The 16,109-nt window shown below is 74.8% G+C and carries 16 protein-coding genes and 1 riboswitch; of the genes, 6 read left to right on the top strand and 10 right to left on the bottom strand.

The window, feature by feature from the left end; translation table 11 throughout:
* A complete protein-coding gene (locus AB0H83_RS20945) occupies window positions 1-642 on the bottom strand; it encodes a hemerythrin domain-containing protein (protein ID WP_360096210.1) in 642 nt (213 codons plus the stop codon).
* An 80-nt stretch (window positions 643-722) separates the two neighbouring features.
* Window positions 723-914 (bottom strand): hypothetical protein, encoded by a 192-nt coding sequence (locus tag AB0H83_RS20940; RefSeq protein ID WP_360096207.1) that lies wholly within the window; start codon window positions 912-914, stop codon window positions 723-725.
* A gap of 111 nt (window positions 915-1,025) precedes the next feature.
* A riboswitch (guanidine-III (ykkC-III) riboswitch) is annotated at window positions 1,026-1,092 on the top strand.
* Window positions 1,093-1,107: 15 nt separating this feature from the next.
* Here AB0H83_RS20940 and AB0H83_RS20935 point away from each other — a divergent pair.
* Entirely contained in the window at window positions 1,108-1,356 is a 249-nt protein-coding gene (locus AB0H83_RS20935) for a hypothetical protein (RefSeq protein WP_360096204.1), read from the top strand.
* A gap of 26 nt (window positions 1,357-1,382) precedes the next feature.
* Here AB0H83_RS20935 and AB0H83_RS20930 read toward each other — a convergent pair whose 3' ends face one another.
* Window positions 1,383-2,546: an ROK family transcriptional regulator gene (locus AB0H83_RS20930; protein ID WP_360096201.1), complete on the bottom strand. Its 1,164-nt coding sequence runs from the start codon at window positions 2,544-2,546 to the stop codon at window positions 1,383-1,385.
* Between the two features lie 90 nt (window positions 2,547-2,636).
* Between AB0H83_RS20930 and AB0H83_RS20925 the strand changes: the two genes are divergently transcribed.
* A complete protein-coding gene (locus tag AB0H83_RS20925; RefSeq protein WP_360096198.1) occupies window positions 2,637-3,917 on the top strand; it encodes a YbiU family protein in 1,281 nt (426 codons plus the stop codon).
* Between the two features lie 17 nt (window positions 3,918-3,934).
* Here the strand turns inward: AB0H83_RS20925 and AB0H83_RS20920 are convergent, their stop codons facing one another.
* Window positions 3,935-4,138 (bottom strand): hypothetical protein, encoded by a 204-nt coding sequence (locus AB0H83_RS20920; protein ID WP_360096195.1) that lies wholly within the window; start codon window positions 4,136-4,138, stop codon window positions 3,935-3,937.
* Window positions 4,139-4,196: 58 nt separating this feature from the next.
* Complete coding sequence (locus tag AB0H83_RS20915; RefSeq protein ID WP_360096192.1) at window positions 4,197-5,636, bottom strand: serine/threonine-protein kinase; 1,440 nt, start codon at window positions 5,634-5,636, stop codon at window positions 4,197-4,199.
* Window positions 5,637-6,058: 422 nt separating this feature from the next.
* Between AB0H83_RS20915 and AB0H83_RS20910 the strand changes: the two genes are divergently transcribed.
* The 3 genes from AB0H83_RS20910 to AB0H83_RS20900 all read left to right on the top strand — a co-directional run bounded on the left by AB0H83_RS20910 (window position 6,059) and on the right by AB0H83_RS20900 (window position 8,593).
* A complete protein-coding gene (locus AB0H83_RS20910) occupies window positions 6,059-6,913 on the top strand; it encodes a ribokinase (RefSeq protein ID WP_360096189.1) in 855 nt (284 codons plus the stop codon).
* 514 nt (window positions 6,914-7,427) lie between these two features.
* A complete protein-coding gene (locus AB0H83_RS20905; RefSeq protein WP_360096186.1) occupies window positions 7,428-7,640 on the top strand; it encodes a hypothetical protein in 213 nt (70 codons plus the stop codon).
* A gap of 137 nt (window positions 7,641-7,777) precedes the next feature.
* Window positions 7,778-8,593 (top strand): hypothetical protein, encoded by an 816-nt coding sequence (locus tag AB0H83_RS20900; RefSeq protein WP_360096183.1) that lies wholly within the window; start codon window positions 7,778-7,780, stop codon window positions 8,591-8,593.
* 19 nt (window positions 8,594-8,612) lie between these two features.
* Here the strand turns inward: AB0H83_RS20900 and AB0H83_RS20895 are convergent, their stop codons facing one another.
* From AB0H83_RS20895 to AB0H83_RS20885, 3 genes are all read right to left on the bottom strand, one after another.
* Window positions 8,613-9,671 carry a carbohydrate kinase family protein gene (locus tag AB0H83_RS20895; protein WP_360096180.1) on the bottom strand — a complete coding sequence of 353 codons (1,059 nt, stop codon included), beginning with the start codon at window positions 9,669-9,671 and terminating at the stop codon, window positions 8,613-8,615.
* Between the two features lie 8 nt (window positions 9,672-9,679).
* Complete coding sequence (locus tag AB0H83_RS20890; RefSeq protein WP_360096177.1) at window positions 9,680-11,158, bottom strand: condensation domain-containing protein; 1,479 nt, start codon at window positions 11,156-11,158, stop codon at window positions 9,680-9,682.
* 122 nt (window positions 11,159-11,280) lie between these two features.
* Window positions 11,281-13,518, bottom strand: a complete 2,238-nt coding sequence (locus AB0H83_RS20885) for an MMPL family transporter (protein ID WP_360096174.1) — start codon at window positions 13,516-13,518, stop codon at window positions 11,281-11,283.
* Between the two features lie 153 nt (window positions 13,519-13,671).
* On the opposite strand from AB0H83_RS20885, the gene AB0H83_RS20880 reads away from it, so the two are divergent.
* Window positions 13,672-14,400, top strand: coding sequence for a TetR/AcrR family transcriptional regulator (locus AB0H83_RS20880; RefSeq protein ID WP_360096171.1), 729 nt, complete (start codon window positions 13,672-13,674; stop codon window positions 14,398-14,400).
* A gap of 25 nt (window positions 14,401-14,425) precedes the next feature.
* On the opposite strand, the gene AB0H83_RS20875 is transcribed toward AB0H83_RS20880, so the two are convergent.
* Window positions 14,426-15,052, bottom strand: coding sequence for a hypothetical protein (locus AB0H83_RS20875; RefSeq protein ID WP_360096168.1), 627 nt, complete (start codon window positions 15,050-15,052; stop codon window positions 14,426-14,428).
* A 65-nt stretch (window positions 15,053-15,117) separates the two neighbouring features.
* Window positions 15,118-15,759, bottom strand: a complete 642-nt coding sequence (locus AB0H83_RS20870) for a response regulator transcription factor (protein ID WP_360096165.1) — start codon at window positions 15,757-15,759, stop codon at window positions 15,118-15,120.
* Window positions 15,760-16,109 lie beyond the last annotated feature (350 nt).

The following is a 16,109-nucleotide window of genomic DNA, read 5'->3' as shown; positions in this document are numbered from 1 at the left end:
TCAGCCGGCCGGGAAGATGACCGCCTCGCGCTTGGCGAACCCCCGCCGCGTCGCCGCGAGCAGTACCCGCAGCACCGGCCCCGCCATCCGCTTGAGCTCGGCGAGTTCGGCCGGCGTGGCGTACCGCTCGATGCGCGGCAGCTCGAAGCCCATCTTGCCGCCCTTGCGCACCGCCGCCTCGACCTTCGCCCAGTCGGCGTCGGACACGTACCGCTGGATGACGGGGAACACGGTGCGCTCCTCGTCCTCGATGTGCTCGTCGAGCAGGTCCCGCAGCGTGCCGAGCACGTCGGCGAGCCGGTGCGCCGCGGCCCGGTCGTGCGGCGCGGCGGCCAGCGCGCGGGCGTCGCGGCGGATGGCGTCCAGCAGCGGGTCGAGCTGCCGGTGGTCGTCGGTGAGGTCGCGCAGGTCGACCTCCGCGCCGGCGCTGGCCTCCAGCACCGGCCACAGCACGTCGTCCTCCGCCTGGTGATGGTGGTGGATCCCGTCGCAGAGCGTCTCCAGGTACGCGGCGATCGCCGCGGCCCGCTCGGCGGTGTTCGGCGTGACGCCGCCGGCGATGTCGCGCAGCAGCGCGGCGAAGCGGTGCGCGTCGCCGCGCATGGACCGGTGGTTCACGGTGATCCCGACAAGGTTCGGCACGGTGTTGTCTCCTCAGGTCGAACGGTGCTGTCCCGAGTTGACCGCCCGGCACTTGGCCGGCACTTAAAGCCTGGTTGCCGTCAGCCGAAGGCGCGGATGATGCGGTCGCCGACGAGCAGGAGCCGGCCGGAGGGGAGCATCAGCTCGGCGGCGGTGTCGGTGTACTTCGCCAGCCGCAGCCGGCGCACGACGTGACCGTCGGCGGCGCGCAGCACGACGATCTCGGTGAACTCCGACGCCGGGGTGAAGTTGCCGTGACGGACCGCCGCCATCCTGCTGATCATGGTCCCAGCGAAGCAGGGTGAGGTTGCAGGGCGGTGAGAACGGCCGCACTCCGCCCGCCCGTGTGGCCGCTGACCTGCGCCGCGTGCCATAGTCGGATGGTCGCGGCGCGTACCTGCGCCGTCCCGGACGAGTCACGTCGTACCCGGCCCGACAAGACGGCGTGGTGTGCGGGAGTGCGCCATGATCGTCCAGGTGTTCGGGTCGCTGTGTGTGCTGGTGCCCTTCGTGCTGGTCCAGCTGGGCCGGTTGTCGTCGGCGTCGCGCTGGTACGGCTGGCTCAACCTCACCGGTTCCTCACTGCTCGCGGTCGAGGCCGCCATCGGCCACGACTGGGGGTTCCTGCTGCTGGAGGGGGTGTGGGCGGCCGTGTCGCTGCACTCGCTCACCAAGGCGGCGAAACCAGCAAAGGCGGAGGTCCCGGCCGAGTAGCGGCGCTCCGCGGTCGCGCTGCCGGGTCAGCCGGCCGCGGCGGCCACGATGGCGGTGCGCAGGGCCTGCAGGGCGTGGGTGCGGGCGCCGGCGAGCGACGGGTGGTCGGTGTGGGCGGCGGGGCGGACGGGGACGTGCCGGGGCAGGCGGGCGAAGGCGGCGCGCACCGCGGTGAGGACCGGCGGGTGGCTGCCCCACGGGCCGCCGAGCACGACGAGGGCCGGGTCGGCGAGGGCGACCGCGGCGGCGAGGACGCCGGCGACGGCGGTGCCGATCACGGGCAGGACGTCAGGGCCGGCGGTGCACAGGGACTCGACGTCGATCGCGGTGGAGGCGGGGCGGCGCAGGCGCAGCGCGGCGAACACGTCGGTGAAGGGCATGGCGCGGCCGCCGGGGCCGGTGGTGATCAGGTGCGCGATCTCGCCCGCGAAGCCGGCGTGGCCGCGCAGGACCTCGCCGGCGCTGACGACCGCGCAGCCGAGGCCCTCGCCGAGGTACACGTAGACGAAGTCGTCGCCGGCGTGCTCGGCTCGGGCGGCCCAGTTGACGTCGTTGTCGACGGTGACCGGGCCGGTGACGTACGGGGCGAGCAGCTCGACGGGGTCCAGGTCGCCGACGAGGAACGGGGCGTCGGGCAGGTGGACGAGCCGGCCGGTGCCGCGGTCGACGGGGTCGGCGGCGCTGACGGCCGCCACCCGCACCGGACCGCCGGACCGCGCCGCCGCGCCGCCCGTCAGCTCACCGGGGACCGGCGCCGGCGCGCTGCTCGCCGGCGCCGCCCCGCCTCCCGCCAGCTCACCGGCGACCGCGGTCAGTGCCGCCGCGACCGCCGCGGGCCGGGCCGGGCGCTCCAGCGGCCGCGCCGCCCGGGCGAGGACCGCGCCGTGCGCGTCGAGGCGCTCGGCCACCACCCCGGCCGGCGCGATGTCGACCGCGAGGGCCGTCCCCGCCGACGGTGACAGCCCGTAGTACGTGCCGATCCGCCCCCGGCCCGTGGTCCGCTCCCCGGTGTCCACGACGAGACCGGACGCGGTGAGCCGGCGCATGCTCTCCGACACCGTGGGCTTGGAGATGCCGGCCTGCACCGCGAGCTCCGCCCTGGTCAGCCGGCCGGCGTCCATCAGGGCGCGCAGCACGTGCTCGTCGGACAGGGACCGCAGCAGCTCCAGCGAGGGCTTGACCGGCGTCACGCGGCGATTCTAGTCAGGAGTCTTGCCTAAATCCGCGACCCGCCGTACGGTCCACTAGTAAGGAGTCCTGCCTAGAAGGAGCGCGACGCCATGCCGGTCCAGACCGCACTGCCGCACTGGGAGACCACGCCCGACGACCTGCGCTCCGCGACCCGCGAGGTCAAGGCCGCGATCAGGGCCCGGATCGCGGCGGCGGGGCGCACGGTCGAGGAGGTGTTCGCCGTCGTCGAGCGGGGCATCGAGGCCGAGGTCCGCGACATCGAGGCGGCCCGCGAGCGCGGCGAGACCGTCTGGCCGGTCATCGACTACGCCGACATCGCGGCCGGCACGGTGTCCGGGGCCGACCTGGCCCTGCTGCGCCGCCGCGGCTGCCTGGTGGTGCGCGGGCACTTCGACCGGGGGCAGGCGCTCGGCTGGGATCGCGAGATCGTCTCGTACGTCGAGCGCAACGCCTTCTTCGAGCACTACCGCGGCCCGGCGGACGACTTCTTCGGCAGCGTCGACTCCAAGCCCGAGATCTATCCGATCTACTGGTCGCAGCCGCAGATGCAGGCGCGGCAGAGCGACCGGATGGCGGCCGTGCAGACGTTCCTGAACGGGCTGTGGAAGCACGAGTCGGACGGGGTGCGGTGGTTCGACCCGCGGCGCGACGCGATGTACCCGGACCGCATCCGCCGCCGCCCGCCGGGCGCGACCTCCGGCGGGCTGGGCGCGCACCTGGACCCCGGCACGCTCGACCTGTGGATGACGCAGGCGTACCAGCAGGCGTTCCGGCACCTGTTCGACGGCAGCGTCGAGCGGTACGACCCGTGGGACGCCGCGTACCGCACGGCCGGGCCGCAGTACCCGGGCTCGACGATGTGCTCGGCGTTCCGCACGTTCCAGGGCTGGACGGCGCTGTCGGACATGGACCACGACCAGGGCGTGCTGCACACGGTGCCGATCCCCGGCGCGATGGCGTGGCTGATGCTGCGCCCGTTGCTGGCCGACGTCGCCGACGACGACATGTGCGGTGTCACCGTCAACCAGGCGTTCCCCGCCGGCAACGAGCGCTGGCACGGCCCGCTGCTGCGGGCGCTGAGCGGCATCCCCGACGTGCGCGCCGGCGACTCCGTCTGGTGGCACTGCGACATGATCCACTCGGTGGCGCCGGTGACCGGCCAGCGGGGCTGGGGCAACGTCATGTACATCCCGGCCGCCCCGTGGTGCCCGCGCAACGAGGCGTACAGCGCGTCGGTGCGCGCGGCGTTCCTCACCGGCTCCAGCCCGGCGGACTTCCCGGAGGAGCACTACGAGCGGGCCTGGGAGGGCCGCTTCACCGTCGACCGGCTCAACGCCACCGGCCGCCGCGGCCTCGGCATCACCGTCTGAGCACCCGGCGGGGACACTCAGAACGGCAGGAAGACCCGGCGCAGCACCGACGGCGCGAACAGCATGTGGGCGTGCCGGCCCTGCGGGACGCCCCGGCGGGCGCCGGCGCCGGTGAGGTCGTCGCGGTCAAGGACGGTGACGGTGTCGCTCAGCGCGCGGGCGGCGAGGAGCCCGGCGATGCTCGCGCCGAGGACGACCGCGCTGGTGGATGCTCTGCTCATGCGCCCAGCCGACCATTGACCAGCGGTGATTCGTAGGTAGAAGTACGAGCAGCGGGTGTCAGCGACTGCCGCGTGTCACGTTCATGACAGGAGCGCCGGAGGGGCAGGTGAACGTCATGCGGACCAGGTCGTTGCCGCGCCGGAACTCGACGTACGCCGTGGCGGCCGGACCGTCCTGCTGGCTCTGCGTCCTGTACGGCCGGATCGGCTCCGACGTGACGACCCGGACCTGCCCGCCGCCCGCACAGGCCGCCTGGACGGTGCCCGCCTCGGTGGTGAACGAGACCGGGCCGGTCGAGGCGGGCGACGGGTCGCCGGTGGCGCCCGGCGGCGGTGTCGTGCCGGTGGTGGCCGTGCCGCCGCCGCCGGGTTGCGGGACGGTCGACGCCGTCGAGCCGCCGGTGGCGGAGCCCGGCAGCTGGCCGGGGCGGGTGACGGCAGACGGTGTCCCGCCGGACGGCACGCCGCCGGCCGACCCGCCCGCGGCGCCGGCGGCGGGCGCGGCCGTCATCCCGCCCGCGCTGCCCTGCGGCCGGTCGGCCCGGTCGAGCGCGGCCAGCAGCCACGGCAGCGCCACGGCGAGCAGCAGCACGGCGGCGGCGAGGGCGTACCAGCGGGCCCGCGGCGGCGGCCCGTCCTGCGCGGCGGCGTGGCGGGCCGGGCCGGGCGTGGGCAGCGGTCCGGCGGCTGCCGCCAGTACCGCGGCGGATGCGGACGACTCGGGGTCGGCGGCGGCCAGGACGGTGGTGACCGCCTCCGCGGTGGGGCGGGCGGACGGCTCCTTGTCCAGGCACGCCATGCACAGCCGCGCGACCGCGTCGGGCACCCCGGCCAGCGGCGGCAGCGGCAGCGGCGGGGTGAAGACATGGTCGCGGATCAGCTGGGTCGTGGTGCCGGCCGACCATGGCAGCGTCCCGGCGAGCAGGCGGTAGAGCAGCACGCCGAGGGCGTAGACGTCCGACGCCGGCACGACATGCCCGGACAGCCGCTCCGGCGCCAGGTACGCGGGGGTGCCCAGGACGTCCTCGACCGGCTGCGGGCCGACGGGCGCGGCGAGCCCGAAGTCGACGAGCTTCGCGCCGTCGACGGTGACCATGATGTTCGCCGGTTTGACGTCCTGGTGGACCAGGCCGGCGGCGTGCGCCGCGGCGAGCCCGGCGGCGACGTCGGCGCAGATGCCGAACACCTCCGCCGGCGGCAGCTCCCCCGCGTCGAGGTGCTGCTGGAGGGCGCGGCCCGCGACCAGCTCCATGACCAGGAACGGGTAGCCGTCCTCGCCGAAGTCGTGCACCTGGGCCAGGTTGCGGTGCGACAGCGCCGCCGCGGCGCGGGCCTCGCCCATGATCCGCTCGCGGGCGGCGGCGTCGCGCAGGTGCAGCACCTTGACCGCGACCGCCCGGTGCAGGACCTCGTCGCGGGCCAGCCACACCACCGACATGCCACCCGAACCGAGCAGCTCCTCAAGGCGGTAGCGCCCGCCCAGCAGCAGCTCACTCATCGGGACCATCCTGCACCATCGATGACCGGAGCCCAGCACCGGCAGCCGCGGTTTCCCTGCGCCTCGCCGCGCTGCAGTCCGACTCCACCGGCGCCGCCGAGCTCGCCGACACGATGACCGCCGTGGCCCGCCAAGCGCAAGGAGGCACAGGAGGTGGTACTGCGGCCCAGGGAGCTGACCACCCGGCTGGACCGCCTCACCACCGACCTCGCCGAGGCCGTCGGCGGGTTCACCATCGCCTGCCCCGGCCCCTCACCGATCGGGTGGTGTCGCGGCGGATCCCGCCCCTCCGGCCGCACGGAATGCCGAAACTGGTGGTACCGGAAGCGAAGCATGCGATCGCACAAGCTCACCGGAAGCGAGACGGCCGGCCCGGATGGCCGCGGGCCGGCCGGCGCCCGCAAGGGTGCATGATCGGGGGCGTGACCGTCCTCGTCGTCGGTGCCGTCAACACCGACCTGGTGATCGAGACCGCCCGCATCGCCGCCCCCGGCGAGACCGTCATCGCGGCCCGGTCCTCGACCGGCCACGGCGGCAAGGGCGGCAACCAGGCCACCGCCGTCGCCCGCCTCGGCGCCGCCTGCACCCTCGCCGCCCGCGTCGGCCCCGGCTTCGACCCGTCGACGCTGCCCGGCGTGGACACCTCCGCCCTGGTCCGCGACGCCACCTCCACCGGCCTGGCCGTCGTGCTCGTCGCCGCCGACGGCGAGAACGCGATCACCGTCGTGCCGGGCGCGAACGCCAACCTGTCCCCCACCGACATCGCCCTCCCGCCCGGCCCGCCCGGCGTCGTCCTGGCCAGCCTCGAGGTGCCCCTGCCGGCGGTCGCCGCAGCGGCCCGGCTGGCCCGGGCCGCCGGCTGGCGGGTCGTGCTCAACCCGGCACCCGCCGTCCCGCTGCCACCGGACCTCCTCGCCGACGTCGACGTCCTGGTGCCCAACGAGCACGAGCTGGCCGTGCTGGGCACCCCGGCCGACCTGCTCGCCGCGGGCGCGGGCGCGGTCGTGGTGACCCTCGGCGCGGCCGGCTGCCGCGTGCATGCCGTCGACGGCACCACCGACGTGCCGGCCCACCCGGTCCGCGCGGTGGACACGACCGGCGCCGGCGACGCGTTCTGCGCCGCGCTGGCGTGGGCGTTGGACGGCGGCCGGCCCCTGGACGAGGCGGTCCGGCTGGCGTGCGTCGCCGGCGCGCTCGCCACCCGCGCCGTCGGCGCCCGCGCGGCGCTGCCGACCGCGGCGGAGCTCACCGCCGCCGCTGCCTCGGCCGCGCCCTGACCACCGGCACAGCCCGCCACCACCCGCAAGGCCCGCAGCCACCGGCGCGGACCACACCGGAACCGCTACCCCGCCCTGACTGCCCACACGGCCCGCCACCGCCCCACCGGCACGGCCGGCCCGCGCGGACCTCGCCACCGCCGCCACCGCGCCGCCAGGCCAGCAGCCACCGCCGCGACCACGGGCCCGACACGGCCACCACCGCCCCGCCCGGCACGGCCAACCGCCGCAACCCTCACCGCCGCCGCCAATTCGACCGCGCTCTGACCAACGACACGGCCATCACCGCCGCGGACCCGGCCGGCGCGACCATCGACCCCGACCGCCGCCGTCGCCCCCGCTGGCCCAGCCGTCGCCGTGGCCACCGCCCACACCGTGGCCGGGCCTCGCCGGCCGTCACCCCTGGTCCTCACCCCCGCACCGATCCGCGCCGGGCCCGCGGGTGACGCGAAATGGCGGCGGCTGGCACACTTGCGCCATGTTGCGACGGATGCGGTGGGTTGTCGTGCCTGCGGTGGCACTGGTGGTCTTGACGGCGCTGCCCTCGGCGGCCTACGCGTTGCCCGCGGGCGGCACCGGCGGCACGTCGTTCCTGTCGAACCTGTCGCTGCGCGACCTGACGATGATCGTCGCGGGTATCGGCGTCTTCGGGGCGCTGCTGATCGTCGTCGGCGTCGTGGGGCTGCGCCGGTCCCGGGCCGCCCGCCGGGCGTCCATCGCCCCCTGACCCGCTCCGCGGCCCGGGGTCACCGCACCCTGACCGGCCCCGCCGGCCGGAGGCGCCGCAGTCTGGGTACCGGTACCTACGCCGCGGTGAGTAGCGGCACGCATCCGCGACGGCGATCGGCGCCGCAGAGTGTGCGCATGCATTCCTCGCGCGGTGGCAGCATGGTCCGGTGGTGGGCGACGGTCGTGGTGGGAGCCGCGGCGGCGCTGCTGTTCGCCTGGCTCGGCCGGGTCGCGGGCGTGTCGCTCGCGACCCTGGTGGCGATCGGTGCCGGCCTCGCCGCGCTGATGTGGACGGTCGTGCTCGTCACGTGGCCGTGGAACCTGTACTTCGACGCCCGGCAGGTGGCCGCCGAGCACGTCGTCTCCCGGGAGCGCGGCATCGCGGTCCCGGCGGCGCGCGACGAGGAGGCCCGCCGCATCGCCCGGTGGATGCTGCGGTTCGCCATCGGCGGGCACGTGGGCACCGCCGCCGTGAGCGCCGCGTTCGCGTTCGTGTCCGGTGAGTTGATGGGGTACTACCTCGCCGGGTTCTACCTGCTGTCGACGTTCGTGCGGCCGGCCGCCGCGTACTTCGGACACCTGCGCGACCGGCTCACCGCACTGCGGCGGGAGAGCACCCACCCGCGCGACGACGTCGTGACGCTCGACGCGACCGTCAGTACATTGACCGGCACCGTCGAGCAGCTCCGGCGGGATCTTGACGAGGCCCGCACGACCGCTGCCGGCGACGTGGCGCAGCTGCGCCGGCAGGTGACCGGGGACGTGACCCGGCTGGAGGAGGCGCAGGCGGCGGACCGGGCCGCGGCCCGCGACCGCGACGCGGCGCTGCGGGCCCGCATCGAGCAGATGGCCCGCCGCATCGAGGGCACCCTCGACGGCATCAGCGACCATCAGGAGCTGCTGACCGGCATCCGCGCCCTGGTGAGGATGATCAGGACCGATCCGGCGTGAGCGTCCGGGGACCGGCGAATCAGCCGGTGCGGGCGCGGCGCCGCGCCCAGTCCTCGTAGACCGCCGCCAGGTCGGCGTGGCCGGCGTCGGCCAGGTGCAGCAGCTTGTGCCGGGCCAGGGCGAGGCCGAGGCGGACACCGTCGTGCTGGTGGGCGCCGCCGGCGAGCGCGGCCAGCACCCCCGCCGCGTACAGGTCGCCGGCGCCGGTCGCGTCGAGCACCAGGTCGGCGGCGAGGGTGTCCTGCGGGTGGAACCGCGCCCGCAGCAGCGGGCCGGACCGGATGAACGTGGTGACCCCTGCCGGGCGTTTGACGTGCACGACCCGGCCCGGCCGGCCGACGCGCAGGATCCGGTCGGCGGCCCACGTGTCGTCGCCGGTCGCGCCGAGGGCCAGCAGCTCCCGCTCGTTGACCAGCACGTGGTCGGCCATCGTCGCCAGCGCCGCGACCGGGGCGGTGCCGCTGCCCGCCCATACGTGCCCCGGGTCGAACGTCAGCGCCGTCTCCGGGCTGCGGTCGCGCACGGCGGCCAGGACGTCGGCGAGGACCGCCGGGCTGCGCTCGTCCAGCAGTGAGGTGACGTGCACCGTCCTGGCCGCCGACAGGTACTGCACGACCTGCTCGAAGCGCGACTCGAGGTGCCCCGCCATGCGGTCGTTGGCACCGGGGTGGACCAGCAGCGTCCGCTCGCCGTCCTTGACCAGCGACAGGCAGACGCCGCTGAGCTCGCCGGGCACGTCCCGTACGAGCTCGGTGTCGATGCCGAGCCGCTGCAGCCGCTGCACGATCGGGGCCCCGGGCACCGGCAGCCGGCCGGCCACGCCGACGTAGCCCAGCCGCAGGCCGGCGCCGGTGTGGGCGAGCGCGGCGACCGTGTTGTACGCCGAGCCACCGACCGCGACCCGGACCACCGCGGCGTGCACCGTGCGCATCGCGGCGTCCACCGTGGCCGCGCCGACCCGGCACTCCGCGCCCCAGTCGACGCCGCCGCGCAGCAACGACCGCGCGGCGGGCGAGACGGGGGCGATCGAGTCGAAGTTGAGCGCCCCGACCCCGACGACGTCGAACCGGAAGACCACGCCGCTGCTCAGCCGCCCGCCGCGCTCGGCGCGCCGACGGGCGCCGGGCCGGCCACCGCATCGGCCGCGACCGCGCCGACGCGCGCCGGTGCCGCCGGGCCGGTCGCCGCATCGGCCGTGGCCGCGCCGACGCGGGTCGGTGCGGCCGGGTCGAACGCGGCCTCGACCGCGACCCGCTCCATCTCCTCCACGAGGGCCTCGATCTCGGCCGGGGCGAGCCGGCGCGTGTCGGCGCAGATCGACACGTCCACCGCGTCCGGGGCGGCGTCGACGCTGATGTTCAGCGCGGCGTCCAGCACGTCGACCTTGCGGTTCCACCAGCTCGCCGAGCGGGGCAGCGCGTCCTGCAGCTGCTGCGGCGTGGCGAGGTCGGCGGGTGGCGGCGGCGCGCCGTCGCGGGTCCGCCGGTCGTTGACGATGATCGAGAAGTCGACGTCGCCGCGGTCGGCGCGGACCCGCTCCAGCATCGCGGTGAGCGCGAGCGGGTCGAAGTGGCCGTGCATGTACGCGTTCGTCGCCGCCGTCCAGGCCCGCCCGACGACCTCGTCGAAGGTCGCGCCGGCCACGTCGACGGCGCAGATGGCCAGCTGGGCCAGCTGGCTGACGGAGCCGGCGCAGCCGGGGCGGAACCGGTTGCTCACCACCAGCTGCGCGACGCTCGGGCTGCGCCCGGTGAGCCTGGCCAGGGCGACGGCGTAGGCGGCCAGCACCACGTAGCCGACGCCGGCGCCCGTGCGGTGCGCGACCAGCTGCATCGCCAGGTGCATCGCCGGCGAGCGGCGGGTGATCTCCCAGTACCGTGGCTGCCGCGGATCGCCGGAGCCGCCGAAGCGTTGCGCGGGGATGGACCGCAGCAGCTGCTCCCAGTAGCGCAGCGACTTCTCGCTCTGCCGCCGCCCGGACGGGGTCGCCTGCTTGGCCGCCATCTCCAGCGGCGTCAGCCCCGGCACCGGCGCGGTGGTCGTGCCGGTCGCGGGGTCGAGGTTGGCCATGTCCCGCACGATCGCGTCGATGCCGAACCCGTCGACGGCGACGTGGCAGTACAGCACGACGACGTGGGTCACCTCGCCGCGGTGGCGCACGACCCCCATCCGGACCGGCCATTCGGCCTCGTAGGCGAAGGGGGTCTGCTCGTACCGCAGCCGCAGCTGCTCGGCGGCGGCCTCCGGCGCCTCGTCGGCGTCCTCGTCGACGTCCAGGACCTCGAGGGTCAGCGAGCCCTCGGCGGACACGACCTGCCGGGTGGCGTCGGGGTCGAACCGTAGCCTGGTCCGCAGCGCCTGGTGGCGGCTCACGAGGTACCGCAGCAAGGTCTCCATGGACTGCACGGTCGTGCCGGGTGGCATGGCCACGGTCCCGCCGATGTTCATGCTGAGCCCGGTGTCGCGCATCGTCTGCCAGATCCCGAGCTGTGCCCAGGTCAGGTCGGCGACGCCGGAGCCCTCACCGTGGAACGGCACGAGGATGCGACTTGTGGAAATGCCCATCGCTATTCCTTTCTGTGACCGCCCATGGAAATTGTGGGCGTGCATCCGAAGAAGTCAATGGGCCGTACGGCGAAGGGTGCGGCAGGCGGGAGGCCTGCCGCACCCGGGGCGACGGTCGCGGGTCAGCTCGCGGCGGAAATGACCAGCTCCTTGTGCTCGGCCGGCAGGTGCTCCTCGGCCTTGCCCTCGACGTGCAGCTCGGGCAGGGCCCGGGCCAGCCACTGCGGCATCCACCAGTTGACCCGGCCGAGGACGTGCATGACGGCCGGCACGAGCAGCAGGCGGACCACGGTCGCGTCGAGCAGGATCGCGGCGGCCATGCCGACCCCGATGACCTTGAGGACCAGGTCGGGGCTCGGGATGAAGGCGGCGAACACCGCGATCATGATGGCGGCCGCGGCGGTGATGACGCGGGCGGTGCTGGCCAGGCCGTCGGTGACGGCGCGGCCGTTGTCCGTGGTGCGGGTCCAGACCTCGCGCATCCGGCTGACCAGGAACACCTCGTAGTCCATCGACAGGCCGAACAGCACGGCGAACATCAGCACCGGCACGAACGCGGGCAGCGGCGTCTCGGTGTCGATGCCGACCAGGCGGCCGGCCCAGCCGCCCTGCAGGACGAGGGCGACCACGCCGTACGCGGCGGCGACGGACAGCAGGTTCATGATGGCCGCCTTGACCGCGACGGCGACGCTGCGGAAGGAGACCAGGAGCAGCAGCATGGACAGCAGCACCACGCCGCCGATGAGCAGCGGGATCCGCCGGGCGATGTTGGCGGTGCTGTCGATCGCGGTGGCGGTGACGCCGCCGACGTGGACCTCGGCGCCGGTGCCGGCGACGGTCTGCGGCAGCATGTCGCGCAGCCGCTCGACCAGGTCCTCGGTGCGGGCGTCCTGCGGGCCGGTGCGCGGCAGCACGGTGACGACCGCGGTGGTGCCGTCCTGGTTGAGCTGCGCGGGCAGCGCGGCGGCCACCCCGTCGACGCCGGGCAGCGCGGCGGCGAGCTTGTCCAGCGCCGCGGTGTCACCGGCGCGGGGCAGCTGCACGGCCAGCACGAGCGGGCCGTTGGCACCCGGGCCGAAGCCCTCGGCGACGAGGTCGTACGCCTGGCGGGTGGTGGTCTCCGCGCGGTTGTTGCCGGCGTCGGGGAAGCCGAAGCGGACCCCGAGGAACGGTGCGGCGAGCGCGAGCAGGATCACCACGCCCAGCAGGGCGGAGACGAACCGGTGCCGCTGGATCAGGGCGCTCCAGCGCACCCAGCCGCGGCCCGGCTCGACGTGCCCGCCGGCGGCGACGGTCACCGCGGCACGGCGGCCGAGCGGCAGGCGCAGCCGGTCGACGTGCTTGCCGAGGTACCCCAGCAGCGCCGGGAACAGGGTGACGCTGGCGGCCAGGACGACCACGACGCCGAGGATGGTGACGAGCGCGGCGCCGCGCATGAAGGACAGGCCCATCGCGAACAGGCCGAGCATGCTGACCACGACGGTGCCGCCGGCGACCATGACGGAGCGGCCCGCGGTGTCCAGCGTGGCGACGGTCGCGGCCTCGGGCTCCAGGCCGGCGGCCCGCCACTCGCGGAAGCGGGTCACCATCAGCAGGACGTAGTCGATGCCGATGCCGATGCCCATCATGGTGGCCAGGGACGTGGACCAGTCGGGCGCGTCGACGAAGCGGATGAGCACCCCGGTGAGCGTGCTGCTGACGGCGAGCCCGGCGACGGCGACGAGGACCGGCAGGCCGGCGGCGACCACCGAGCCGAACATGAGCAGCAGGATGATGATGGCGGCGGCCAGGCCGATGCCCTCGGAGCCGATCTCGCCCTGCTCCGCGCGCTGGATGCTCTGCCCGCCGAGGGCGACCTTCAGCCCGTCGCGGCCGAACTCGCCGGCGATGTCCATCAGCCGCTGGCTGTCCTCGACCGGCATGTCGTCGGGGTTGACCACGTCCAGGCGCAGGTCGGCGACGGCGGTGTGGCCGTCGGCGGAGATCCCGCCCGGCGCGGCGAACGGGTCGGCGACGCCGGCGACGTGCGGGGCGGTGGCGAGCTTGGCCAGCAGCGCCTGCACGTCGCTCTTCGCGGCGGCGACGCCGTTGTCGGCGCGGACGACGACGGTGACGGTGGCGCCGGACTGGCTGGCGAAGCGCTCCTGCAGCAGCTGCTGCGCGGCCTTGGAGTCCGAGCCGGGCGCGGAGTAGTCGGCGGCGAACTCCCCGCCGAACGTCATCGACAGCACGACCGCGGCGACCAGGGCGACGGCCCAGGCGACGAGGGTGCGGCCGCGGCGCCGGTACGCCACCCGGGCGAGCCGCCCGAGCGGGCCGAGCACAGGGTCCGGGAGGTCGGGCTCTTGCGGCTGTTTCACGAGTTCCGTCATGGTTTGCCCCCGCCTGGTTTGGACTGAGCAGTGAATGGACATCAGTAGCGTTACGACTATTAACAAACACGACGCCACATCACTTGTCAAGCGCCTTCACGTCTGTAACGATGATTAACGTAACGGTCACCGGGAGGAACAATGAGCACGTCAAGCCGGTCTGCGCCCCGGCGCGAAAAGGCGCGAGCGGCGACCATCGACGAGATCAAGCTCACCGCGCTCACCCACATGCGGGAGACGGGCACCGTCGACTTCCGCTTCGCCGACATCGCCCGCGCCATGGAGATGACCCCGCCCGCGCTGTACCGCTACTTCGCCGACCGCGACGAGCTGCTCAGCGCGCTCATCGCCGACGCGTACGACGACCTCGGCCGCGCCGTGGCGGAGGCGCGCGACGCCGTCCCGGACGACGACATCGGCGCCCGGTTCCTGGCCGTCGCCCGCGCGTACCGGCACTGGGCCCGGCAGGAGCCGCAGCAGTTCGCGCTCATCCTCGGCCTGCCCGTCGCCGGCTACGCCGCCCCTGCCGACGGCCCGACCACCGAGGCCGCGCAGCGCGCGATGTCGCAGCTGTCGTCGCTGTTCCTGCAGGCCATCGAGCGCGGGGTGCTGGGCCCGCCCCGGCTGCGCGACGTGCACCCGGTCATCGCGGAGTGCGCCGCCCAGAAGAACCAGCACCTGGCCACCGCCATCCCGCCGGAGACGTTCCAGGCGATGCTGCACACCTGGTCGACGCTGCACGGGTTCGCCGCGCTGGAGGCCTACGGGCACTTCAACTGGATCGACGAGGCGGGCCGCGACGCCCTGTTCGACGGGCACGTCCGGCTCGCCGCCGAGGTCGCCGGCATGCCCGCCCCGAAGGCCCCCTGACGCCGGCGCGGTTGCGCCCGGCCGGTCAGTCGGTGTCGTCGGTGAGTTCCAGCTCGTAATGGTCGCCGTGGCGCTGGAAGCCGAGGCGCCCGTAGTACGGGGCGACCATGCCCGGCGGGGTGCGGACACGGCGGTACCCGCGGGCGGTGAGCAGGCCGCTGCTGCGGAAGACGAACTCGCCGGGGCTGACGTCGCGGAAGCGCTTGGTGACGTAGTCGAGCTCGATCTGGGCGACGCCCTCACCGGCGGGGCGCAGGAAGAGCACGCCGACGACCTCGTCGCCGCGCATGATGAGGAACGCGGCACGGTCGGGTGCGTCGTCGAAGCGGAACGACGGGTTGAACTTCGCCAGGTCCGTCCAGTGCACCCGCAGCACGTGGGCGAGGAACGTGTCGTCCGTGCCGACCTGCACGACCGTGTAGGTCGCCTCGTCGTGGCGGGTCGTCAGGATCCGGTACAGGTGCCAGGCGTTGACGCCGGTCATCGCCACGTTGAGGCCGACCATCGGCCAGACACCCAACGCGGCGTTGTAGCCGACGAGGACCACGGACCCGATCAGGTTGAGCACCCGCAGGCGCAGCAGGCGGGCCTGCGACAGCGACCAGACGAGCAGCACCGAGCCGGCCCAGCCGACGACATCGAGCCAGTCCACCGCTGCAGGATAGTGGCTTCAGGACATCGTGTACGGCGGGTGGCGCCGTCCCGCGCGCCGGCGGGTCAGCCCAGACCGGCCTCACGGGCCACGTCGATCGCGTGGGCGCGGTCGGCGACCTGCAGCTTGGCGAAGATGTTGGAGACGTGGTTACGGACGGTCTTCTGGCTCAGCCCGAGGCGCTGCGCGATCTGCGGGTTCGTGAGGTGCTGGGCGACGAGCGCGAGGATCTCGTGCTCGCGCTGGGTCAGGCCGGGGATCGTGGGCGCCGGCGGCTCCCGGTCCACCGCGGCGAAGTAGCCCATCAGCCGGGTCGCGATCGCCGGGCCGAAGATCGCCTCGCCGTCGGCGACGGCCCGGACCGCGCGGATGATCTCGACGCGTCTGGCGCCTTTCAGCACGTACCCCCGGGCGCCGGCGCGCAGCGCGGCGAACACGGAGTCGTCGTCGTCCGCCATGCTCAGCACGAGGACCCGCACGTGCGGGTTGGTCTCCAGGATGCGCTGGGTCGCGGCGATGCCGCCCATGCCGGGCATGGCGAGGTCGAGCAGGACGACGTCGGGCTGGTGCCGGGCGAGCGCGGTCAGCGCCTCCTCGCCGCTGGCGGCCTCGCCGCACACCTCGACGCCGTCGGCGGTGGCCAGCAGCGCGCGCAGCCCGGCCCGGAAGTGCGCGTGGTCATCCACGATCAGCACCTTGACGCTCATGCCGTCACCTCCGCTGCGCTCCGGCGCCGGCCTGAGCCCCACCCTGAGCTGCTGATTCGCAGCCCTCCGCTGCGCTGCGGGCCGCTCACGCCGCCACCTCCGCTGCGCCCCGGCGCCGGCCTGAGCCCCACCCTGAGCTGCTGATTCGCAGCCCTCCGCTGCGCTGCGGGCCGCTCACGCCGCCACCTCCGCTGCGCCCCGGCGCCGGCCTGAGCCCCACCCTGAGCCCACGATTCGCAGCCCTCCGCTGCGCTCCGGGCCGCTCACGCCGCCACCTCCGCTGCGCCCCGGCGCCGGCCTGAGCCCCACCCTGAGCCCACGATTCGCAGCCCTCCGCTGCGCTCCGGGCC

Origin of the sequence: Dactylosporangium sp. NPDC050688 (genome assembly GCF_040654515.1) — a bacterium.
Classification (GTDB): domain Bacteria; phylum Actinomycetota; class Actinomycetes; order Mycobacteriales; family Micromonosporaceae; genus Dactylosporangium.
The sequence above is the reverse complement of the archived record's forward strand: the minus strand, read 5'-3'. Positions and strand labels throughout refer to the sequence as shown.